This window comes from Streptomyces sp. NPDC060002 (assembly GCF_042737245.1).
Taxonomy (GTDB): Bacteria; Actinomycetota; Actinomycetes; order Streptomycetales; family Streptomycetaceae; genus Streptomyces.
Genome location: NZ_JBHWUW010000002.1, coordinates 112,393 through 134,667 on the forward strand (window position 1 = coordinate 112,393; position 22,275 = coordinate 134,667).

18 protein-coding genes are annotated in these 22,275 nt (G+C 74.1%); 12 read left to right on the forward strand and 6 right to left on the reverse strand.

Annotation, left to right across the window (positions count from 1 at the left end; all coding sequences use genetic code 11):
* Position 1: 1 nt before the first annotated feature.
* Positions 2-886 (reverse strand): RimK family alpha-L-glutamate ligase, encoded by an 885-nt coding sequence (locus ACFWBD_RS03025; RefSeq protein ID WP_385661785.1) that lies wholly within the window; start codon positions 884-886, stop codon positions 2-4.
* Positions 887-1,213: 327 nt separating this feature from the next.
* Between ACFWBD_RS03025 and ACFWBD_RS03030 the strand changes: the two genes are divergently transcribed.
* From ACFWBD_RS03030 to ACFWBD_RS03085, 12 genes are all read left to right on the forward strand, one after another.
* On the forward strand, positions 1,214-2,686 hold the full coding sequence (locus ACFWBD_RS03030) for an acyl-CoA synthetase (protein WP_385661788.1): 1,473 nt from the start codon (positions 1,214-1,216) through the stop codon (positions 2,684-2,686).
* A complete protein-coding gene (locus ACFWBD_RS03035) occupies positions 2,683-4,110 on the forward strand; it encodes a carboxyl transferase domain-containing protein (RefSeq protein ID WP_385661791.1) in 1,428 nt (475 codons plus the stop codon). Before ACFWBD_RS03030 ends, ACFWBD_RS03035 begins: the two co-directional genes overlap by 4 nt.
* An 86-nt stretch (positions 4,111-4,196) precedes the next feature.
* Positions 4,197-4,520, forward strand: a complete 324-nt coding sequence (locus tag ACFWBD_RS03040) for a CU044_2847 family protein (protein ID WP_385562203.1) — start codon at positions 4,197-4,199, stop codon at positions 4,518-4,520.
* Positions 4,517-6,244 carry a trypsin-like peptidase domain-containing protein gene (locus tag ACFWBD_RS03045; protein WP_385661793.1) on the forward strand — a complete coding sequence of 576 codons (1,728 nt, stop codon included), beginning with the start codon at positions 4,517-4,519 and terminating at the stop codon, positions 6,242-6,244. The genes ACFWBD_RS03040 and ACFWBD_RS03045 overlap by 4 nt, the downstream gene beginning before the upstream one ends.
* A gap of 109 nt (positions 6,245-6,353) precedes the next feature.
* Positions 6,354-7,382 (forward strand): AAA family ATPase, encoded by a 1,029-nt coding sequence (locus tag ACFWBD_RS03050; RefSeq protein WP_385661796.1) that lies wholly within the window; start codon positions 6,354-6,356, stop codon positions 7,380-7,382.
* 19 nt (positions 7,383-7,401) lie between these two features.
* The gene (locus tag ACFWBD_RS03055; protein ID WP_385661799.1) at positions 7,402-10,695 is read left to right on the forward strand and encodes an SAV_2336 N-terminal domain-related protein; all 3,294 of its coding nucleotides are present in this window, start codon (positions 7,402-7,404) and stop codon (positions 10,693-10,695) included.
* 129 nt (positions 10,696-10,824) lie between these two features.
* Entirely contained in the window at positions 10,825-12,315 is a 1,491-nt protein-coding gene (locus ACFWBD_RS03060; RefSeq protein WP_385661802.1) for an FAD-binding protein, read from the forward strand.
* Positions 12,316-12,534: 219 nt separating this feature from the next.
* Positions 12,535-13,572 carry a rod shape-determining protein gene (locus tag ACFWBD_RS03065; RefSeq protein ID WP_385661804.1) on the forward strand — a complete coding sequence of 346 codons (1,038 nt, stop codon included), beginning with the start codon at positions 12,535-12,537 and terminating at the stop codon, positions 13,570-13,572.
* A 250-nt stretch (positions 13,573-13,822) separates the two neighbouring features.
* The gene (locus ACFWBD_RS03070) at positions 13,823-14,947 is read left to right on the forward strand and encodes a beta-ketoacyl synthase N-terminal-like domain-containing protein (protein ID WP_385661807.1); all 1,125 of its coding nucleotides are present in this window, start codon (positions 13,823-13,825) and stop codon (positions 14,945-14,947) included.
* Positions 14,944-15,492: a hypothetical protein gene (locus tag ACFWBD_RS03075; RefSeq protein WP_385661810.1), complete on the forward strand. Its 549-nt coding sequence runs from the start codon at positions 14,944-14,946 to the stop codon at positions 15,490-15,492. The genes ACFWBD_RS03070 and ACFWBD_RS03075 overlap by 4 nt, the downstream gene beginning before the upstream one ends.
* Complete coding sequence (locus ACFWBD_RS03080; RefSeq protein ID WP_385661813.1) at positions 15,489-16,973, forward strand: class I adenylate-forming enzyme family protein; 1,485 nt, start codon at positions 15,489-15,491, stop codon at positions 16,971-16,973. The genes ACFWBD_RS03075 and ACFWBD_RS03080 overlap by 4 nt, the downstream gene beginning before the upstream one ends.
* 29 nt (positions 16,974-17,002) lie before the next feature.
* Entirely contained in the window at positions 17,003-17,689 is a 687-nt protein-coding gene (locus tag ACFWBD_RS03085; RefSeq protein ID WP_385661815.1) for a thioesterase II family protein, read from the forward strand.
* Between the two features lie 67 nt (positions 17,690-17,756).
* On the opposite strand, the gene ACFWBD_RS03090 is transcribed toward ACFWBD_RS03085, so the two are convergent.
* Genes ACFWBD_RS03090 through ACFWBD_RS03110 form a run of 5 tightly spaced genes read right to left on the reverse strand, consistent with a single transcriptional unit; the run spans position 17,757 to position 22,214 of the window.
* Entirely contained in the window at positions 17,757-18,611 is an 855-nt protein-coding gene (locus ACFWBD_RS03090) for a hypothetical protein (protein WP_385661818.1), read from the reverse strand.
* Positions 18,608-19,651, reverse strand: a complete 1,044-nt coding sequence (locus ACFWBD_RS03095; protein WP_385661821.1) for a methyltransferase — start codon at positions 19,649-19,651, stop codon at positions 18,608-18,610. The genes ACFWBD_RS03090 and ACFWBD_RS03095 overlap by 4 nt, the downstream gene beginning before the upstream one ends.
* 30 nt (positions 19,652-19,681) lie before the next feature.
* Complete coding sequence (locus ACFWBD_RS03100) at positions 19,682-20,758, reverse strand: pyridoxal phosphate-dependent aminotransferase (protein WP_385661823.1); 1,077 nt, start codon at positions 20,756-20,758, stop codon at positions 19,682-19,684.
* Positions 20,755-21,144: a cupin domain-containing protein gene (locus tag ACFWBD_RS03105; RefSeq protein ID WP_385661826.1), complete on the reverse strand. Its 390-nt coding sequence runs from the start codon at positions 21,142-21,144 to the stop codon at positions 20,755-20,757. The genes ACFWBD_RS03100 and ACFWBD_RS03105 overlap by 4 nt, the downstream gene beginning before the upstream one ends.
* Positions 21,141-22,214 carry an SAM-dependent methyltransferase gene (locus ACFWBD_RS03110; protein WP_385661829.1) on the reverse strand — a complete coding sequence of 358 codons (1,074 nt, stop codon included), beginning with the start codon at positions 22,212-22,214 and terminating at the stop codon, positions 21,141-21,143. Before ACFWBD_RS03110 ends, ACFWBD_RS03105 begins: the two co-directional genes overlap by 4 nt.
* Positions 22,215-22,275 lie beyond the last annotated feature (61 nt).

Sequence of the window (22,275 nt, forward strand, 5' to 3'; positions counted from 1 at the left end):
GTCAGGGGGTGGCGGCCGCCGTCAGGATCGCGGCCACGACGGCCGGCACCGACTCCGGGTGCAGGAACAGGAACAGGTTCGGCTCGACCAGTTCCAGCTCCATCACGCGCGGCTCCCCGTCGTCGCCGTCCACGAGGTCGACACGGGCGTAGAGCAGCTCCGGCGCGTCCGGTACGGCGGCCAGGGCGCGTTCCGCGACGGCGAGCTCGGCCGGGGTCGGGGTCCACGGCTCCAGACCGGGATGGGCGACCTTGTCCGCGTCGAACGCGGTTCCGGGGGCCAGGACGGCCCGCTTGCGGCTGGCGTGCAGCAGGCGCCCGCCGTAGAACTGAAGGGCCCGCTCACCGCCGGTGTCGATGCTCCGCATGTACGGCTGCACCATCGCCGTCAGCCCCTCGGCGTGCATCCGCGCGAGGTGCCGTACGGCCGCCTCGTGCTGGTCGGGCGTGTAGCGGGCGGCGTACCGCGCGCCGGCGCCGGAGGTGGGCTTGACGACGTACTCGTGGTCGACCGGCAGCCCCGCGGGGGCGTCCGGGTCGCCCGGGGTGAGATAGCGGGTGGGGACCGTGGGCACCCCGGCCGCCGCGAGCTCCCCGATGTACCGCTTGTCGGTGTTCCAGCGCACGACGGAGGCCGGGTTGGCCAGCCGCGTCAGCTTGCCGCACCGCTCCGCCCAGGCCGTGAACTCGGCGGCGCGCCAGCTGTAGTCCCAGGTCGAGCGGATGACGGCCAGGTCGTAGGAGGCCCAGTCGGCGTCGGCGTCGTCCCAGAACACGGCGTCCGCCTCGGCCCCGGCCGCCTGCAGGGCCGCCCGCAGCCCGGGAAGATCGCTGTCCTTGCCCGGCTCCGGCCGGGGGTCGTAGGTGACGAGGGCGACTCGGGGCACGGCGGGACTCCGTTCTCGTACGTCGGTACCTCCGCACGCCTGTATCCGTACGTCTGTACCTCCGTACATCTGTATTCGTACGTCCGTGTAGTACCTCCGCAGGTTAACGGCCGTCCCCACGACCGGGACAACCCTCGTGAAGGTCCGCGACCACTCCACCTGCCAGCGTCGGCTCCGCCGCCGGATCGTCGAGGGCGCGGACCCGCAGAACCGTTCGGGGCACACGGCTGAGCAGCAGTCCTGGCAACAGGACTCACTTCCCCTCAGTCCGCAGGAACGGTATGAACGGGTTTGTTGTGTCCCGCAGCCACTCAAGGAGTCCGTTCCGTGTCCTCTCTCTTCCCGGCTCTGACGGACGCCCCGTCCGGGCGACCCGCCCTGCGGTTCGGCGAGCGTTCCCTGACGTACGCGCAGCTCGCCTCGGCGGCCGGTGCCGTCGGTGAACGGGTGCGGGGTCAGGAGAGGGTCGCCGTGTGGGCGACTCCGTCGTTGGAGACCGCCGTCGCGGTGGTGGGCGCGCTGCTCGCCGGGGTGGCCGCCGTGCCGCTGAACCCGAAGTCGGGCGACAAGGAGCTCGGGCACATTCTGGGCGACAGCGCGCCGGGGGTGGTGCTGGCGGCCCCGGGCGACGAACTGCCCGCCGCGCTGCGTGAGCTGGAACGGATCGACGTCAAGGTCGAGGTCGAGGTCGACGGGGATGTCGACGGGGACGGTGTCGGGGCGCCGGCCGGGGCGCCCGTGGGTGATGAGGAGCCCGCCCTCGTCGTCTACACCTCCGGCACCACCGGGCCGCCCAAGGGCGCGGTGATCCCCCGTCGCGCGATCACCACGACCCTGGACGCGCTCGCCGACGCCTGGCAGTGGACCGGGGACGACGTCCTCGTGCACGGGCTGCCGCTGTTCCATGTGCACGGGCTGGTGCTGGGGATCCTCGGGCCGCTGCGGCGCGGCGGGTCTGTTCGGCATCTCGGGCGGTTCGGCACGGAGGGCGTGACGCGGGAGCTGAGCACCGGCGCGAGCATGCTCTTCGGGGTGCCCACGATGTACCACCGCATCGCGGAGGCGCTGCCCGACGACCCGGGGCTGGCCAAGGCGCTCACCGGGGCGCGGCTGCTGGTGTCCGGCTCGGCCGCGCTGCCCGTGCACGACCACGAGCGGATCGCGGCCGCGACCGGGCGGCGGGTGATCGAGCGGTACGGGATGACGGAGACGCTGATGAACACCAGCGTCCGGGCGGACGGGGAGGCGCGGGCGGGGACCGTCGGGGTGCCCCTGCCCGGCGTGGAGCTGCGGCTCGTGGACGAGGACGGGTCGGCCGTCGAGGCGTACGACGGGGAGAGCGTCGGGGAGATCCAGGTGCGCGGGCCGAACCTGTTCACCGAGTACCTCAACCGGCCGGACGCGACAGTCGCCGCGTTCACTTCCGACGGCTGGTTCCGGACGGGTGATGTGGCCGTGCGCGATCCCGACGGCTATGTCCGGATCGTCGGGCGCAAGGCGACCGACCTCATCAAGAGCGGCGGGTACAAGATCGGGGCCGGTGAGATCGAGAACGCGCTGCTGGAGCATCCGGGGGTGCGCGAGGCCGCCGTCACCGGGGAGCCGGACGCGGACCTCGGGGAGCGGATCGTCGCGTGGGTCGTGCCGGCGGATCCCGGATCGCCGCCGGCCGAGGGCGAGTTGGCCGACCACGTGGCCCGTCGCCTGGCCCCGCACAAGCGGCCCCGCGTGGTGCGCTACCTCGACGCGCTGCCCCGCAACGACATGGGGAAGATCATGAAGCGGGCGCTGCCGTCATGACGACGCGGCGGGCGAGCGCGCGGGAGGCCGTCGCCCTCGTCACCGACGACTTCAGCGAGTTCGCCGACCCGCCGGGCGGACAGCGGGCGTCCGCTCCCGACGGGCCCCTCGGCTGGCCCGGCTACGACGCCTCGCGCGAGCGCGCCGCCCGGCGCACCGGTGAGTCGGAGTCCGTCGTGTGCGGCACGGGAAGCGTCGGGGGCACCCGGGCCGTGCTGATCGCCTTCGAGTTCGGCTTCCTGGGCGGATCGCTGGGCGAGCGCACCGGTGACCGGCTGGCGGCGGCGTACACGTACGCCCGTGAACACCGGCTGCCGGTCGTGCCGTTGATCGCCACCGGCGGCAGCCGGATGCAGGAGGGCATGCTCGCCCTCACCCAACTCCAGCGGGTGGCACGGCAGTCGGCGCTCACCCGGGAGGCCGGGCTGGCGCAGATCGCGGTCCTGCGGGACCCGACGACCGGCGGCGGCTGGGCCACCCTGGGCGCGGGCGCCGACGTGGTGCTCGCACTGCCGGACGCCCAGGTCGGCTTCGCGGGCTCGCGGGTCCGGCCGCCGGACGCCGACCCGGCCGCCTACACGGCCCGGGCGCAGGTCGCGGCGGGAGCGGCGGACGCGGCGGTGCCCCCGGCAGAGCTACGGGACGTACTGGGCCGGTGGCTGCGGCTGCTGACCGACGGAACACCCGGACCCGGCGGAGCACCCGGACCCGACGGAACACCCGGACCCGACGGAACACCCGGACCCGGCGGAACCCCGAAGTCGCTTCGTGAGGGCGCGCCCGTCCCCGCCGCTCTCGGTGTCACGGAGCTGCCCCGGAGCGGAATGGACGCGGTGCGGCGGGCCAGGGCGCCGGAGCGGCCCCGTGCGCGGGTCTATCTGGACGCCTACTTCACCGACCGGCTCGCGATCTCCGGGGATCGGTGCGGCGGCGTCGACCCGGACGGGATGCTGTGCGGGTTCGGTTTCCACCAGGGCCGTACGGTCGCCTACGCCGCGCAGACCGGGACGGCGACCCGGCCCGCCGGGTACCGCACGGCCGCCCGGCTGATCCGCCTCGCGGACCGGCTCGGCATCCCGGTGCTGACCCTGGTGGACACCCCGGGCGCGGCCAACGACGCCGAGGCCGAGCGGCAGGGGGCGGGCGCGGCGATCGCGGAGCTGTTCGGCGTGGTCGCCACCGCCCGCACGCCGATCACCACGCTGGTCATCGGCGAGGGCGGCTCCGGCGGCGCGCTGGCCCTGGCCGCACCCGGCCGCACCTGGGCCACCCCGGACAGCTACTTCTCGGTCATCGCACCGGAGTCGGCGGCTGCGATCCTCAAGCGGCCCCCGCGGGAGGTGGCGGCGACGGCCGATCAACTCCGTATCCGGCCGCAGGACTTGGTGGAGCTTGGCCTGATCCGGATCACGGAGGCGCGCTGAACACAGGACAATCTCCAGTACCGTCCGTGACAATGGATGCGCGCAGAGCCGCAGGACCACAACGGGTAAGGGGTTACGGGGGCACCGTGGACGCACTGGTGGAGTTCAGGACCGACGACGGGGCCGTGGTCGCGGTCGAGGCGGTCACGGAGGGGCGGCCCGGTTCCCGGCTGGTGGCCCGCGACGGGACGGTCCAGGCGGCCCGCACCTTCGAGGGCGCCCTGGAGGGTGTGCGCGCGGCCGCCGAGTCCGCGCTGCGGGTGTTCCGAGACGGGACGCTACGGCCCGACGGGGTGGAGATCGAGTTCGGGGTGAAGCTGTCGGCGGAGACCGGCGCGATCATCGCCAAGGGCACGGCGGAGGGCCACCTCGTCGTGCGGCTGACCTGGTCGCCCTCCCCCGCGTCATGAACAGCGCCGAGTGGCACGCCCGGATCGAGAGCGCGGGCCAGGTGGCGGGCGCGGGCTTCCTCGTCACCCCGTGCCGGGTGCTGACCTGCGCCCATGTCGTGCGGCAGGCCGACCCGGACGCCCTCACGGTGACCTTCACCGAACGCCCCGGCGCCCCCGCCGTACCGGCCCGGGTGGTCGCCGACGGCGGCTGGGGCGGCGGCGCCACCGACCTCGGCGACCTGGCCGTCCTGGAGCTGGCGCACGAGGTCCCGATCGCCCCGGCCGCGCTGGCCCCCGTGGACGCCGCCCACGACCGGCGGCCCGACCGGCCCCGCAAGCTGGTCGTCTACGGTTTCCCGGTCGGTTTCGACGAGGGCACCCTCGCCGAGTACCGCATCACCGCCACGCAGTTGCTCAACCGCGAGTGGATCCAGCTGGAGGCCTGGCAGCCCGGCGGGCAGCCGCTCGCCCCCGGGTTCAGCGGCGCCGCGGTCACTCTCGTCGACACCGGTGAGGTCGTCGGCATGGTCACCGCGGCCGCCGGTGACCGGGGTGTGCACAACGGGCGGATGATGCCCACGGAGGTGATGGCCCGCTACTGGCCCGATCTGGAGGGCCTGGTCCCCACCTCCGACCACCGCTCCGCCGACCGCGCCCGGCTGCGCGAGCTCGTCGAGCGTGCCGTCCGTGCGGGCCTGGACGGCGATCCGGGGCGGCGCGTGCGGCTCTACGAGTCCGCCCGGGGCCCGCTGGACCCGGACGGGCCCGAGGAGGGTTTCGACTCGCTGTGGTCGGCGGCCCTGTTCGTGCTGTGCGAGGTCGACGGCGTCGACGCGGCGGCCACCGTCGCCCGCTTCACCGCCCATGTGGAGAGCCTCTTCCGGGCGCCCGTCGAGAGGGCCGCCGAGACGGCCGCCGCCCCCGACTGGTCGCCCATCCTCGTCGACCTCCAGCACAGCGGCGCGGGCGACGGACACGTCCGTGTCGAGGTGTCCGCGTACAGCGGGGGCCGTCGGCACCCGGTCGGCTCCGGCACCGTCCCGCAGGCCGGGCTGCGCGCCTTCGTGCAGGACCGGATCGAGGCCGCCTTCCGGTATCTGACGCCCGGCTGCGACGAGTTGCTCGCGTTCGCGCTGCCCCGCGACTGGATCGACCTGCCGGTCGACCGCTGGGCGAGCACGCCCGACGACGACACGCCGCTCGGCTGTGTGTACCCGCTCGTCGTCACCGACCAGGCGCGCCGCAGGGCGGGTCTCCGGCACCAGCTGACCCGGGTGTGGAACCGGCTCGACGCGGCGCCCGGCGCCCGGGTGCACCGCGTCGAGTGCGGCAGCCCCGAGGAGCCCCGCCGGCTCCGGGTGCGGCTGCGTCAGGACGACGCCTGTCTGGCGGGTTTCGCGACCGCCCCGGCCGCCTCCCACACCCGCCCCCACTTCGACACCTCGCTCAACGCGCCCGCCCCGATGGTCATCTGGTCCCGTGAGGGCTGCGCCGGCGGTCCCGACGAGTCCTGCGCCGGCGGGGACGGCTGCCCGGGCAAGACGTTCCTGGACGAGCTCGACACCTGCGTGTCCGGCGTGTCGCCGGCCGAACTCCCGCGCCGGGTACTGGCGCTGCGCGAGGAGGCCGACGCGGAGGACGGCCACTGGGCGCACGACATCCAGCTGCTGTGGGACGACCCACGCCTCTTCGCCGACCCGCACGGTGAAGCGGCCGGCCACCCCCACTCCCCCGTGACCTGAGCCGCGCCCACCACCGCCCTCGCCCCCCACCCCCGCCGCCACCACCACCGAGCCACGAGCCGTACGAGTCACACGAGCCCCACGAGTCACACCAGAGTTTCGGAGAACCATGCCGCACTGGTCCGTCTACACCGGGAACAGCGAGCCGCACGACGGCATCGCCCGGCTCCCCGCGCCGCCGCCCTGGCGGGCGTTCGACGGCGACCCCGTCGTGCCGCCGCCCCGGGACGCCGACGACGAGGCGGCCGTGTCCCCCGACCGCGTCCACCGCGCCCGCTCGTACGTCGCCACCCCGGAGAGCGTCGAACTCGTCAACGCGGCCCTGGTGCTGCGCCGCCCGCTGCTGGTCACCGGACCGCCCGGCACCGGCAAGTCCTCCCTGACGTACGCGGTGGCGCGCGAGCTGGGTCTCGGCCCGGTGCTGCGCTGGAACATCACCAGCCGGTCCACCCTGGCCGACGGCCTCTACCAGTACGACCCGCTGTCCCGGCTGTACGCGGCCCGGCAGGCGGCGTGGCGCGAACGGGACGGGGACGCCGGGGGCGGGATCGAGGACCATCTGCGCCTCGGCCCCCTCGGTACGGCTCTGCTGCCCTACGAACGCCCCCGCGCGCTGCTCGTCGACGAGATCGACAAGAGCGACCTCGACCTGCCCAACGACCTGCTGAACGTCCTGGAGGAGGGCCAGTACGAGATCCCCGAACTCATGCGCGCGGCCCGGCATTCCGCCGAGGACGTCACCGCCGGGGTCCTGGCCGACGGCTCGGACGACCCGGTCGCCGTCACCCGGGGCCGGGTGCGCTGCCGCGCCTTCCCGTTCGTCGTCCTGACCAGCAACGGCGAGCGTGAGTTCCCGCCCGCCTTCCTACGCCGCTGTGTCCGGCTGAAGCTGCGCCGCCCCGGTCGCGAACAGCTCACCGAGATCGTCCGGGCCCACCTCGACACCCCGCCCGGCGAGGCGGAACACCTCATCGACCGCTTCCTGACCCGCGCCGCCGACGGCGAACTCGCCACCGACCAGCTGCTGAACGCGCTCTACCTCACCGGAGTCGCCGGACTGGACGCCGACTCCAGCGACGGGCTGGCGGAGCGACTGATGCCGTACCTCAGCGCCACGGCGGACGGCGATGGCTTCTGAGAAGACACCGGGGGGTGGCATGTCCGCCCTGGACCGGCTGACCGCACTGCTGACGGCCGCGGCGGACACCGCGCCCACCCCGCGCGAGCTGGCCGAACTGCTCTGGCTCGCAGGACTGTCGAGCGACCCGGAGAAGCCGTCGGAGCCGGCAGCGTCGCCGGCCCCGAACACGGCGGCCGCACAGGCTCAGCGGGACACCGACGGTACGCCTGACGATGCGGCCGGCGGCGCGCCCGACAGCTCGGCCGACCGTACGGCCGGGGGTGTGTCGCCGAAGTCCGCCTCCGCCGCCCCCGCCGACCGTGTCCCCCTCCACCTCCCCGCGCCCGCCGCCGACTCCGGCGGCGGCGCCGGGAACCGTCCCGTCCTCGCGCCCGCGCCTCCGATGCTCCCGCACCCCCTCGCCCTCCAGCGGGCCCTGCGTCCGCTGAAGCGCACGGTGCCCTCGGCGCGCGCCCGTCTCCTCGACGAGCGGGCGACAGCCGACCGCATCGCCCGGCTGGGCGCCCACCCGGACGTCTGGCTGCCCGTGCTGCGTCCCGCGCGCGACCGCTGGCTGCGCCTCAACCTCGTCCACGACACCGGCCCGACGATGCCGGTCTGGCGGCCCCTCGTGCGTGAACTGCACACCGTCCTCGCCCAGTCGGGCGTCTTCCGGACGGTCACCCCGCACCCGGCCACGCCCGACGGCGAGGCCCGGCACGTTCCGGACCCGGCGGACGGCCGGACGGTCACCCTCGTCGTGAGCGACTGCATGGGCCCGCAGTGGCGCCCAGGACCGGCGGGCGAGCGCTGGTACCGGACCCTGCGGCACTGGGCGACCCGGATGCCGCTGGCCGTCGTACAGCCGCTACCGGAGCATCTGTGGCCCACGACGGCCCTCCCGGCCGAGCCGGGTCTGCTCTCCTGCGCGACCCGGGCGGCCCCGCTCTCCGCGCTCACCTTCACCCCGTACGACCCCGAGACCGCGCCCCGGCCCGGCGCGGCCCTCCCGCTCCCCGTCCTGGAGCCGGGCGCGCCCTGGCTGGCCAACTGGGCGGCGCTGGTCGCGAGTCCGGGCGGTGCGCGCACCCCGGGCGCGGTGGCCTGGCTGCCCCCGGCCCCCGTCCCGCCCGGGTCCGCCGGGCCGGCGGCCGCCGACCCGGCCGACCTGCCCGCCCGGGACCTGGTGCTGCGCTTCCGCGCCACCGCCTCCCGGGAGGCCTTCCGGCTGGCCGGCCACCTCGCCATGGCCGTCCCCTCGGTTCCGGTGATGCGCCTCGTCCAACGCGCCGTGAACCGCGACCCGCGCCCCCAGCACCTGGCCGAGGTGATCCTCAGCGGCATGCTGACCACGGTCCCGGGTCCGCCCGGCTCGTACGACTTCCGTCCCGGCGTACGCGACCTGCTGCTGCGTACCCTGCCGCGCACGACACGCGGCAGCACCCGCGAACTCCTGGACCGGATCGGCGGGTTGATCGACGAACGGGCCGGCCTCACAGCGGGCGAGTTCCGCGCGGAGGCGGGCGGCACCGGCGGGGCCGACAGCACCGCCGGTGCGTTCGCCACGGTGAGCGCGGAGACGGTGCGCAGGCTGGGCGGGGGCGTCGGGGAACCCCCGCGACAGCCCGCCGGGACGGCCACGCTCCTCTTCGAGACCGCCACCGACCTCACCGCCCGCCCCGAGACCCGCATCACCCTCGAGTACGCCGTCCACGAGGTCCTCGCCCGTGGCGATCTCACCCCCCAGCAGTACGAGGTCCACGTCCGCGGGAACGGCTATGCCGTCCGGATCCAGCCGGAGGCGTATCTCCTCCCGGTGCTCGCCGCCGCCCTGCGCGGGCTCCCCGGCCCGCTCTCCGAGCTGGCCGAACGGCCGCGTCTGCGGGTGACGTTCCAGGACGGGTCCGCGTCCCCCACGCCCCCGCCGGGCGCCGCCCCCGTCCTCCTCACCGTCCCCCCGGCCCTCTACGCGGCCTTCGCCGACAGCTCCGCCGCCGCCGGACCGCACCGCTTCCGGCCCCTGTTCGGCGACGCCCCGGACGCCCCGCCGCTCGCCTGGTACTGCCCGCTGCCGCCGGAGGGCGGCGCGGCGGGAGCGGCGGGCGACCCCGGCGACGTCCGGGACCTGGTGCGCGGGCCCTTCCTCACCCGTGACCTGCGCCGGCTGGGCATCCCCGCGCCCGGCCGCACCGCGATCGTGCACACCCGTCCCGACAGCCCCCTCACCCTCCTGGACCCCGTCCTGCCCTACGACGGCCGCCCGCCGCGACCGGCGACGTACTACGAGGTCGACCTCACGCCGCAGCACGCCACCGACCGGATCTCCCTGCCGAGCTCCGGGAAGGGCCTCTTCACCGCGGCCGTCGAGCTGACCTGGCGGGTCGACGACCCGGTGGCGTTCGTGCGGGCGGAGACCGTGGGTGTGCCCGAGCGGCTGCTGGCACACCTGCGGGCGGCGGGCTCGGGCATCACCCACCACCACTCCGTCCGCCGGGCGTCCGGTGCCCAGCGGGCCGTCAACTCACAGCTCGGCAGGTGGCCGGTGCCGGGTCTGGCGGTGACCTGCGCGGTCACGCTCGCGCCGGCCTACGCCCCGCCCCCCGAGGTGCGCCGGCCGGCCGGCCGCTCCGCACGCCCGCTCCAGGACCTGCTCGCCGACGCCGAGACCGTGCTGTTCGGCTTCGACGGCCCGCTGACCCGGCTCTTCACGGCGACGACCGCCCGTGCGGCCGCCCTCGACCTGCTCAGGGTCGTCGCCGAACACCGCGACCCCGAGGACGCTCTGGCGGGCCGTCCGCCGGGCGACCGCGCCGCGGCCCGGGAGCTGTTCGTGCACCCGCTGGACGTGCTGCGGGCCTTCGCCCAGGACCGGCTGGGCCCGCTGCTGCGGGACCGTCTCGACCGGCTGGAGCTGAGCGCCGTACCGGACGCGCCCACGACACACCACTCCGTCGTCCTCGTCCGCACCCTGAACGACACCGGGCGCCGGGTCGGGGTGGCCACGGACGTCTGCGCGGCGGCCGTCCACCGCTATCTGGAGTCCTACCGGCTTCCGCTCCCGGCCGGCGTCCACGGCCGCGACGACGACCTCGGCCGGCTCACACCGAACCCGCACCGTCTGCTGCACGCCCTGCGGCCGCTCGACGCGCCCGCCGCCACCGGCGTCCTGATCGGCTCCACGCTCGCCGAGCTCGCCGCCGCGCGGGCCGCGGGTCTGCGCTTCCTCGGCCTCGCGCGCAATCCCACCGTCGAGCAGGCGCTGCTCGGGGCGGGCTGCGACGTGGTGGTCCCCTCCCTCACCCCGGTACTGGAAGCGGCCCGCGCCCTGTAGCGCCGGCCGAACCGGGCGATGCACCGTCACAGGCGAAGGTACCGGCGAAAACCGGCACTCTGCGGGGCCAACTGGCTTACTGTGGCGGGGATTTGAGAATCTCATGGAGATTTCCAGGGGGAAACACGCATGTTCAGCACACCGTCAAGACGTACCGTCCTGCGCGGACTCACGGTCACCGGAGCCGCGGTGACCGGCTTCGATCCCGGCGCCCGCAGCTGGGCCGCGACCACGGCCGAGCCGGACTCCGAGGCCGTCACGGAACTGGCCAGGGTTCCCCGGCTGGACGGCACGCTCGTCACGGACGACCTCTCCCTCACGGCGGCGGCCGACGACTACGGGCACATCGTGCACCGCCGTCCTTCGGCCGTCCTGCGCCCGGGCTCGGTCCGTGACGTCGTCGCCATGGTCCGCTTCTGCAACGACCACTGTCTGCCGGTCGCGCCGCGCGGCCAGGGACACGCCCCGTTCGGTCAGGCTCAGGTGGAGGGCGGTCTGGTCATCGAGACCGCGACGCTCACGGACATCGGACCGCTGGGGCCCGACAGCACCACCGTCACCGTCGGCGCGGGCGCCAGGTGGAGCACGGTCGCCCAGGCCACGCTCGCGCACGGCCTCACCCCGCCCGTCTTCACCGACTACCTCGAACTCTCCGTCGGCGGCACCCTGTCCGTGGGCGGCCTGGGCGGCCAGGCCCACCGGCACGGCGCCCAGGTCGACAACGTGACCGAGCTGCGGGTCGTCACCGGGGCGGGCGAGCTGGTGCGCTGCTCCCCGTCCCGGCGCGCCGACCTCTTCCACGCCGTCCTGGCCGGCCTCGGCCAGTGCGCCGTCATCGTCGAGGCCACCCTGCGCCTGGTCCCCGCGCCCCGGACCGTACGGCGCTACCAGTTGACCTACGACGACCTGGAGGTCTTCCTCGACGACCAGCGCGTCCTGGTGCGGGACGGCCGCTTCGACTACGTCGAGGGACAGGTCCACCCGGACGCCGCCGGAGTGTTCGGGGTCTTCGTCCTGGAGGCGGTGGCCTACGGCCCGCCGGTGGGCCCCGCACCGGACGACAGGGCGCTGCTGCGCGGGCTGCGCCACGACCCGGCGAGCGCCCAGTCCACCGACCAGCCCTACTACGACTTCCTCGACCGGCTGGCCCCCGTCATCGCCGCCCTGAAAGCCGCCGGCATCTGGACGTACGCCCACCCCTGGCTCAACCTCATGCTGCCCGGCGGCTCCGCCGCGGCCCTCGGCGCGCGGATCCTGGGCGGGCTCACCCCGGCCGACGTGGGCCCCGGGGCCGTCATCCTCTTCTACCCCCTGCGCGGCGACCGCCTCACCACCCCGCTGCTGCGCACCTCGGACGACGCCGTGTCGTACCTCTTCGACGTGCTGAGCTCCGCCGCGCCGGACGACACCGTCGCCGTCGACCGCCTCCTGGCGGCCAACCGCGCCGCCTACGACGCCACCGCCGCGGCCGGGGGCACCCAGTACCCCGTCGGCAGCATCCCCTTCACCCCCGCCGACTGGCGCGCCCACTTCGGTCCGGCCTGGCCGGGACTGGAGTCGGCGAAACGGACGTACGACCCGCAGGGGATCCTCGTCCCGGGGCAGGGGGTCTTCGGCTGATCCGGCCGCGCGCCTCCCCGACCCGACCGTATTTCATACTTAATCTGGTCATGTGACACAAACCACTCGTTCGGGCGCACCCCGCCCGGCCCACCTGAAAAGGCGGCCTCCTCCCCGCCCCCGCACCATGCGAAGGAGGCCGACCGCCCGGCGGCCCACGCACGAGAGGCCCGCCGGCCCGGCGAGCCCCCAAGGTCTGTGCTCTCGGGAGGACCTGCCATGACCGCCAGTCTGGAGCAGTTGCGCCGCTGTCACTTCGCCGTCGACCTGGGAGCGGCGCGGACGCGGGTGTACGTGAAGGGGGCCGGGCTCGTCGTCGACCAGCCGTCCGCCGCCGCCGTGAACACCCGCACCGGCGCACTGATCGCGGTCGGCGAGTTCGCCGAGAAGATGACCGGGCGCACACCGCACTACATCCGCGTCGTGCGGCCGGTCTCCGGCGGCACGGTCGTCGACATCGAGATGGCGCAGCGCATGCTGCGCCACCTGCTGGGCGACAAGATCCGCCGTCAGCTGCGCCGCAAGCCGTTCCTGCGCGCCGCCGCCTGCACCCCGCACGACGCCGACCCGCTCGCCCAGCGCGCCGCGATCGAGACCCTGGTGGGTCTCGGGGCCCGCCGCGTGGAACTCGTCGACACCCTGATCGCCGCCGCCGTCGGGTGCGGGCTGCCCGTCGAACGCCCCGAGGCCACCATGATCATGGTGTGCGGGGCGGCCGCCACCCAGGTCGCCGTCCTCTCCCTCGGCTCGATCGTGACCGCCGAGCGGATCCCCGTGGGTGGTGAGGCCGTGGACCACGCGATCGTCCAGCACCTGCGCCACGAGCACGAGTTGATGCTGCCCAGCCAGTCCGTCCGGCCCTTGCAGGTCGCCCTCTCCGGCAACGGCCTCACCTCGCAGGGCCCGGTGTCCACCGAGATCCACGGGCGGGACGTCGCCACCGGCCTCGCCCGTTCCGTGCAGGTCGACACCGCGGCCGTCCGGGACGCCATCGAGACCCCGCTGACCGCCGTGCTCGACGGCATCGGCAGGGTGCTGCGCGAGTGCCCGCCCGACCTGGTCGCCGACCTCGCCGACCGCGGGATCATGATGGTCGGCGGTTCCGCCCTGCTGCCGGGCTTCGACCAGATGCTGCGTCAGGCCACCGGTATGCCGGTACACATCGCGGAACGGCCCGACATCTGCGCCGCACAGGGCCTGGGCGCCATGCTGGAGGGCAAGATCGAGCCGCTGACCCTGGACCCGCTGGGCGCCTGAGCCCGGGAACCGGCCACCGTGACCGACCTGCCCCCCCTGCCGCGCGCCTTCCTCGGCGTCGGTGGGAGCGCGGCCTGCGTCCCTTGCCACCCCAGAACTCCTTCGTTAAAATACGATTGCTGTATGCAAATAGAATTTCGATCGGCAAATCGGGGTTGCGCGGGTCACGCCGAGCTTCGCTCAGAGCGTTTATCGGAACACCGGGGGGATTTAATTGGGGGGTTTTCGCAGAGCCGACCCCGATCGGGCCGTGTGCATCACCGGAATGGGCTGGACCACAGCGCTGGGTGACGGTCTCGACGAGGTCTGGCACCAGCTGACGAGCGGCCGCGTCGGCATCCGGGAGTCGGCGGGCGCCGGAGGTCCGCCCGCCGCCCTCCTGACGGACGCCGGGCCGGCCGCGCCTCCGTCCGAGCGGCAGGTCTCGCTCGCCGTGACCACCGCGTCCGCCGCCCTGCGCGACGCCGGCTGCCCGGCCGGGGACGTCGACACGCTGGTGCTCGGCAGCAGCCTCGGCCCGCACCTGGACGACGCCGCCGAGATCTCGCCGCACGCCCTGACGTCCGCCGTCGCCGAACAGCTGGGGGTGGCCGGGTCCGCCTCGGTGAGCACCGCCTGCTCCTCCGGCGCCGACGCGGTCCTGGCCGGCGCGGCCCTGCTCACCGGCGGCGAGGCGGAACGCTGTCTGTGCGGCGGCATCGACCTGCTCACCGAGGGCAAGCTCCTCGGACACCGGGCGCTCGGCACCCTCGCGGCGTCCGGCACCGTCCGCCCCTTCGACACCGACCGCGACGGCACCCTCTTCGGCGAGGGCGCCGGCTTCCTGCTGCTGGAGACCCGGGCCGCGGCCACGGCGCGCGGCGCCCGGATCCTGGGCGAGCTGCGCGGCTGGGGCGCGTCCAACGACGGCACCGGCCCGACCGCCCCCGACGAGACCGGGGCCGGCGCGGTCCTCGCCGTCCGGCGCGCCCTGGCCAGGGCCGGGGCGGACGCCCGGGACATCGCGGTGATCAACGCCCACGGCACCGGCACCCGCGCCAACGACGCGGCGGAGGCGGCGTGTTACGGCACCGTCTTCGGCCCGGAGTCGGAGGCGGTCGTGTTCGCCACCAAGCCGGCCTTGGGCCACACCCTCGGCGCCACCGGCGCCCTGGAGGCGATAGCCCTGCTCCTCGCGCTGCGGCACGGCACCGTGCCCCCGCTTCCGCACACCCGCACGGTGATGCCGGAACTGACCCTGCCGCTCGCCGCGGACGGCCCCCGGGAGTTCACCGGCTCCCTCGGCATCAGCCTCACCCTAGGCTTCGGCGGCTTCAACACCTGCCTGCTGCTGGCGGCTCCCGAGCAGCGGACCGCGGTCGGGGGCGCCGCGTGAACCCGGCCCAGTGGTGCCCCGCGGGAGCCGTCATCACCGGCTCCGCCCTGGTCGAGGCCGACGACCCGGGCACGATCGGTCGCCGCGTCCCCGGTGTGTACGCCGACCCCGTGGCCTGGCTGATGGCCGCGACCGTGGCGGACGCGCTGGAGAACTGCGGCGACGCGGCGCCGAGCCGTCCCGAGGAGGTCGGGGTCATCGGGGTGAGCGAGCGGGCCACCCGACACACCCTGCGCGCACTGGCCGAGTCCGTCCCCCGCGGCCGGGTCTCCCCCATGCGGTTCGCGGGCGCCGGAGCGGGCTCGCTCGTCGGCGTCGTCTGCTCGGCGTTCGGCTTCCACGGGCCGGTGTCGATGCTGCCCATGCCCCTCACCCCGGCGGTTCCGCTCACCAGAGCCCTGTGCGGCGACTGGCTGCTCGGCGACCCGCCGAGCGCCGCACACGTCCTGGTCGTCACCCACGAAGTCGACGACGAAGGCAAGCACCGGGCGCACTGCCTGGTCGTCAGTGGGCCGACGCCCACGCGGAGGCCCCGGAGAACATGACCTCGCAGAACACCACCCCCAGGAACACGACCTCACCGAGCACGACTTCATCGAGCACGACTTCACCGAGCGCGGCTTCAGCGGATCTGACCGATCCGCTGCTCGATCCCGGCGTCGTCGGCGACTTCCTGGGCCGCGTCGAGGAGCTGTCACCCACCGAGGATCCCGGCGGGCCGGCCGGGCTGCCCGCCCTGGTCGACCGGTTCGCGGCGCTGCCCGCCCCGCCCGGCGCCGTCGTAGTCATCGCGCTGCCGAACGGCATCCGGGCGCTGCGGTTCTTCTTCGCCGTCGCGCTGGCCGGACACACCCCCGTGCTGCTCTCCCCGTCCACCCCGGTGTCCCGGGTCCGCGAGGTGGCCCGCGAACTGGGCGCCTGCGCGCTGGTCCGGGCGGCGATCCGGGCCGACGCGTACGGCGTCACCGACGTCACCCGCACCGGCGGCGCCGACCTCGGCCTCTTCACCGGCCGGCCGTATCTGCACCACGGGCCGGGCCATGTGATCCTGATGAGCTCCGGCACCTCCGGCATGTCCACCGGCTGTCTGCACGGCCTCGACGCCCTGCTGCGCAACGCCCGCCGCCACGGCCGTTCCCTCGGCCAGCGCGCCGCCGACACCGCCCTGGTCAGCCTGCCCGTCTACTACTCCTACGCGCTGGTCGCCCAGGTCCTCGGCGGTCTCGTGCACGGCTCGCGGCTGGTCATGGCCGGCCCGCCGTTCTCGGTGGCCGACTATCTGGCCACGGTCGCCGGCCGGGGCGTCACCCTCTCCTCGCTCACCCCGAGTCTGGTGAAGTCCGTCGTCACCGCGGGCGGCGAACTGCCCGCGCCGCTGCGCACGCTGACCGTGGGCGGCCAGGCGCTCGACCCGTCGTACGTCTCCCGCCTGCTGAAACTCAACCCCGAGCTGGGCCTGTACATCACCTACGGGCTGACCGAGGCCGGCCCGCGGGTGTCCACCCTCGCCGCCCACCGCGAGCCCCCGCACCGGCACGGCTCGGTGGGGGTGCCGCTGGACGGCGTCGAGGTGCTCACCCGGCCCACCGACACCGGGGAGCGCGAGCTGCTCGTGCGCTCCGACACCGTCTACCGCAGGCGGGTCGGCGAGCCCGCGCCGTCCAAGCGCGGCGATCTGATCGAGCCCGGCCTGCTGGCCACCGGCGACATCGGGCACGTCGACGACGACGGGTACGTGTACGTGCACGGCCGCTCGTCGGACTTCGCGATGGTGCGCGGCGAGAAGGTGTCGACGGCCACGGTGCGCCGGGCCGCCGAGTCGCTGCCCGGTGTGGTCCGGGCCGCGACCAGGATCGCCGTCGTGGACGACGACTCCGCCGTCCTCGAACTGGATGTCTTCGTCGACGACGCCGTACCGCCCTCCGAGGCGGAGATGAGGCGGCATCTGCGGTCCCTGCTGACCCGTAACGAACTGCCGCTGACGGTCCGGATCCAGCCGCTGCGCGCGGGCGAGCACCACAAGTGACGGGCCCGGAACCGCTCACCCTGTACTGCGTGCCGCATGCCGGCGGCTCCGCGCGCAGCTTCGTGCGCTGGCGGCGCGAGCTGCCGGCCGCCCTGAGCGCCCGGCCGCTGGAGATCGCCGGCAAGGGTCTGCGCTCCCGTGAGCCGCGGGCGGCGACCCTGCGGGCGGCCGCCGCCGACCTCGCGCTGCGTCTGGACCCGTCCGGCCGGTACGCGCTCCTCGGCCACAGCATGGGCGGCCTGCTCGCCTACGAGACGGCCCTCGCCCTGCACGCCCTGGGCCGCCCCGCGCCGGAGTTCGTCGTGGTCGCCGCGGCCCGGCCGCCGCACCTCCTCGGCAGCTCCTCGTACGGCCCCCTGCTCAGCCTGGACGACGACGCGCTGCTCGACGCGCTCGCGGAGAACGGCCGGATCCCGCGGGAGGTGCGCAGGTCACCGATGCGGCACCGGTTCGTGCCGGTCATCCGCGGCGACCTCACGCTGCTCGCCGGCCACCGCCCCGACCCCGAGCCGCGGCCCCTCCCGAGCGACCTCGTCGCCTGGTACGGCGGCGACGACGCGGACACCCCGCCCGAGGTGATGGCCGGCTGGCGGCACTACACGCGGCGCACGCACGCCGGCGAGGCCTTCGCCGGCGGCCACTTCTTCCTCCATGAGCGCTTCGACGAGGTCGCGGCCCGGCTCCTCGGCCTGGCACAGCGCGAAGCGGGCCGCTGACCGAGACCGGCCGGCGGCCCGCTCGCCGAGGGGCGGTGCCAGAAGGGGAGATGCCGAGGGAGCGGGGTCAGTGCTGCACGGGACAGCCGCTCCCGCCGCCGCGCACCGGGGCGTCGGTGTCGTGCCGGGTGCCGAGCAGCCAGTACGCGTCCTCCGCCGCCCGCCACAGTTCCGGGAAGAGCGCCAGCTGAGAGCGGGCCTCCAGTGTCGCCAGGGAACGGCCGCCGAGGCTCTGCGGCAGCTCCAGCTCGTCGTCGCCCTCCTCGTTCCCCTTGCGCAGCCCGGGCTGGCCGCCCAGCTGCGACCAGACCATGATCAGGTGGTGCTGCTTCCAGCCGAGGACACTGCCGTCCAGCCGCAGCATCGCCTCCCGCACCAGGGCCAGCGACTGCGAGCCGGGCGAGCGCGGCCCGTCGTAGCCGTCGTCCTGCTGGGCGATCACGTCCTGGAGGGACAGCCCGGCGCGCTCCACCGCCTGCTCGTAGGCCTTCCAGACCGGACGGGCCACCCGCCGCAGATTGCGGTAGCCGGGCGAGTCCAGGCCGGTGGCGTCCTCGGGGAGGGCGTTGCGCATCATCAGCAGGCTGTGCTGCGGCAGATGGTCGGTGAGCAGCCGCACCGCCTGGACGGTGACCTCGCTGAGCCCGGTGGCCCGGTCGAACATGCGGACCGCCTGGTGGTACCGGTCCTGGTCGAGGTGTCCGATCGCCCGGCGCAGCTCGTAGTGCACCTGCACCCACGCGTACTCGGTGATGAGGTGGGTGACCTGGAAGAACCGCTGGTCGGGGTGTTCGGTCTCGCTCTCCGGGACCAGTGCGCCGAGGGCGTCGGTGAGGTGCAGGACGTTCTCGTAGTTGCTGCCCCGGTCGAAGTCGTAGGAGAGCAGGGCGTTGGGCTCGTCCGGGTTCAGCGAGCGCTTCACCGGGTCTCCTCTTTGGTGTACTCGACCAGCCAGTGGCCGGGCAGCTCGAACTTCCTGGAGTCCGTGAGGGTGAGCCCGACGCCGGCGCCGAGGTCGCGCAGATCGTCCATGCTGCGTTCACGGCCGCCGAGCAGGACCAGCATCAGCAGGTCGGCGTAGCTCGCCATCACGGGGTCCTTGCCGCTGTCCAGCAGCCGCTCGACGACCACGACCCGCCCGCCGGGGGCGAGCGCCGCCGAGCAGCGGCCTAGGATGCGGGCGGCGTCCCGGTCGCTCCAGTTGTGCAGGGTGTTGGCGATCAGGTAGACGTCGCCGCCGGCCGGGATCGGCTCGAAGAAGCTGCCCGCGACCAGCTCGCAGCGGTCGGACACCGGGGCGGTGATCCCGGCGGCCTCGTCGATGACGCTCGGCAGCTCCAGCAGCGTGCCGCGCAGCGCCGGGTGCTCGGTGAGCAGCTTCAGCAGCAGGGAGCCGTTGCCGCCGCCGACGTCCACGACGTGCCCCACCGACGCCCAGTCGTAGATGCGGGCCAGTTCCGGCACGAGCCGGTCCGCGATCCGGGCGATGCCCGCGTTGAAGGACTTCTCGATGTCGGGGTTCGCCTCCAGGTCCTTCCAGAAGGGCCGCCCGTGCGCCTGCTCGTACACCGGCAGACCGGTGCGTACGGCGTCCATGAGCCGGCCGACGGCCGGTTCGAAGCGGGCCTCCATGGGCCGGCTGGGGTCCTCGTAGTCCAGCCAGCGGCGCAGATTGCCCGGATGGTCGCCGAGCAGCACCCGTCCCACGTCGGTGAGCTCGTACGTCCGCTGCTTCGACACGGAGTCGTTCGTCTCCTCGAAGAGGCCGAGGAGGCTGACGTAGTGCAGGACCCGGCCCAGGGACTGCTCGTCGGTGCCGGTCTCGGCGGCCAGGGCGGCCGCGGTCCGGTGCCCCTGCTCGACCAGGTCGGGCAGGCGGAGGGTCGCGGTCACCCGCACGGCGGTGGGGGTGAACCCGGAGCCCAGGGCGAGGATCGTGTTCAACGGGTCTTGGCGGAACACCAAAAGCCTCCAGTCGTTCTCGGTGGAAATTCAGGCGCTCTTCTCGATCTCGTCGAGGGCGTCGAGGAACCGCAGGAGGTCCTTTTGTGCGCCGAGCGACGTACGGAGATAGCCGGGAAATCCGAACAGTCCCGCATTGCGAACGAGAATGCCGAAATCAGCGGCGAGACGATCCTGTGCTCGGGCGCAGTCCCGGGCCGCGACGGCGACGAAGTTGGTCACGGAGGGCAGATGGGCACGCCCCCGCCGGTCCAGTTCGCCGACGAACCAGCGCCGCCGCTCGGCGGTGGACCGGCGTACCCCGTCGACGAAGTCCCGGTCGCCGAGGGCGGCGGTCGCGGCCGCCTGCCCGAGCCGGTTCACGCTGAAGGGCAGGGCGCGCAGGGTCCCCCGCAGCCCGGCGATCAGCTCGGGCCGGCCGACGGCGTAGCCGACGCGCAGCGCGGCCAGGCCGTAGGCCTTGGAGAAGGTGCGCAGCGCGACGACCGGCGCGTCCCCGTCCAGCAGGTCGCGGGTCTGCGGGGTGCCCGGGTCGGCGAACTCCATGTACGCCTCGTCGCACACCAGCGGGACGCCGCTGCGCCCGGAGGCGTCGACCAGCTCGGCCAGCTCCTGCCGGGTGAGGGCCGCGCCGCTGGGGTTGTGCGGGTTGCACAGATAGCCGATCCCGTGTGCGGGCAGCCGCGCGGCGAAGGCGGCGGTGTCGACGGCCGTGCCGGCCGGCGGCACGGCGGTACAGCCGCGCCCGACGAGCTCCAGACAGGCCCGGTAGCCGGGGAACGTACCGTCGGTGACGAGACCGGGAAGGCTCCGGTCCCCGAGGGTGAGGGCGGTGGCGAGTACGAGCTCGTCACTGCCGTTGGCGACGGCGATGTGGTCCGGACCGACACCCCAGTGCGCGGCGAGCGCCCGCACCAACTCCTGCCGTTCGGGGTCCGGATAGACATTGACCCGCCCCAACTCCCGCTCGGCCGCCCGCAGAGCGGCCTCGCTGGCCCCGTGCGGACTCTCGCTCAGATGCAGCCGGATCAGGTCGTCGGCCCCGGGAACACTCGCGTTGAACGACTTGCCGACGGCGGGGGCCGACTGTCCCGCGGCCGTGGTCACAGGCGGTCCCCCAGCAGGACGCCGAAACAGTAGCTGCCGACCTCCGCCTCGAGGGTCAGGAAGCAGTGTTCGCTGCCGGCCGGGATCCGCATGACGGCCGGGGAGAGCAGTTCATGGCGTCTGCCGTCGAGTTGGACCTCGATGCGGGCGCCGCCCTTGTTCGGGGAGACCAGCAGGTACAGCTCGTCGACCGGGTGGGTGTGCGGCGCGGCGACCGGCTTGCCGACCAGCGTGCTGAGTTCACCGCCGGCGAGTTGCACGGGCAGGCCGCCGAACATGTCCGCGGTGAGGTAGAAGGGCGCGGGCTGGTGGTGCCCGGCCACGGCGAGGGGGATGGGCAGACCCTCCACGATCTCGGGGTCGGCGGGACATCGCTCGATCGTCACTGCGCCTCCAGGACGAACAGGTAGGTGTGCGGGGCGCCGAAGGGAACCGTGCGGCGCAGGTGCAGCCCGCCCTCGTGGAAGAGGTTCTCGTACTCCTCGCGCGTGTAGATCGGGACGCCCATCAGGGCGTGGGCGAGCTCGAAGCCGCTGGAGAAGACGGGCAGCGTGTCCTTCTCCCCGCGCGGCCGGACGGTGGTGTCGGCGAGCAGGAAGGTGTGCGCGCGCGGGAAGGCCTTGCGCAGCGCCGGGATGACGTCCGTCCGGGTGGTGGGGTCGACGAGCAGGTCGTGCAGGAACATGAAGCTCATCGCGACGTCCACCTGGTCGGCGCCCTCGATGCGGCGGCCCCGGAAGAGGACGTCGAGGACGTCGGCGCAGATCGGCTGGACGCGGTCGGCCAGCTCGTGGCGCTCGACGGTGCCGGCGGCCAGCGCGGTGGCCGAGGCGCTGATGTCCAGGCCCAGACCGCGGGCGCCGGGGCGGGACTTGACGAGGCGGGACACGCGCTCGCTGATCCCGCTGCCGAGGTCGGCGATGACGGAGAAGTCGAGGGCGGCGATCTGCTCGTCGAGCAGGTTCCGCATCAGCGCCATGTCGGCCTGGGCCGAACCGAGCGCCACCATGGCCTCGTCGCGCAACACGTCCTTGCCGAAGGCGCGTTCTCCGCGCGCGATGGACGCGGCGTTGGCGAAGACGTCGTGGTATCCGCCCACGCCCCAGGTGAAGAACCCTATTTTCCGGCGGAGTTCACCCCAGGCCGGCGTGGGCGTCACCCGGTCGTCCCTGACGTCGAGATACCCGAAGGACTCCGCCGCCGACAGCAACTGGCGGAAAACGCTTTCGTGCACCTGTCGACGCCAGCAGTACTCCGGGACGTCGAGCCGGTCGGCCTCGTCGAACCAGGCGAACAGCCCCAATTGCTCCAAGGCGAAAACGACGTGCGTGGAGATGAATCCGTTGAACGCGGTGTCGGCGTCGAGCGGGGTGTTCGCGGTGCCCTGCCATTCGGCGGGACGGAAAACGCTTTCACCTAACTCTTGGAGGCCGTCACGGGAAAGGGGCGCAGTCACGAGAAGTGCCTTCCTGGTTTCGGTCGAATGCCGAGCTCCGGTCGAGCCGACGTCGAGCCGG

Coding starts and splice junctions, on each gene's coding strand:
- ACFWBD_RS03035 (WP_385661791.1), top strand. CDS start 2,683: ATGACGACGCGGCGGGCGAGCGCGCGGGAGGCCGTCGCCCTCGTCACC.
- ACFWBD_RS03045 (WP_385661793.1), top strand. CDS start 4,517: ATGAACAGCGCCGAGTGGCACGCCCGGATCGAGAGCGCGGGCCAGGTG.
- ACFWBD_RS03050 (WP_385661796.1), top strand. CDS start 6,354: ATGCCGCACTGGTCCGTCTACACCGGGAACAGCGAGCCGCACGACGGC.
- ACFWBD_RS03055 (WP_385661799.1), top strand. CDS start 7,402: ATGTCCGCCCTGGACCGGCTGACCGCACTGCTGACGGCCGCGGCGGAC.
- ACFWBD_RS03060 (WP_385661802.1), top strand. CDS start 10,825: ATGTTCAGCACACCGTCAAGACGTACCGTCCTGCGCGGACTCACGGTC.
- ACFWBD_RS03065 (WP_385661804.1), top strand. CDS start 12,535: ATGACCGCCAGTCTGGAGCAGTTGCGCCGCTGTCACTTCGCCGTCGAC.
- ACFWBD_RS03080 (WP_385661813.1), top strand. CDS start 15,489: ATGACCTCGCAGAACACCACCCCCAGGAACACGACCTCACCGAGCACG.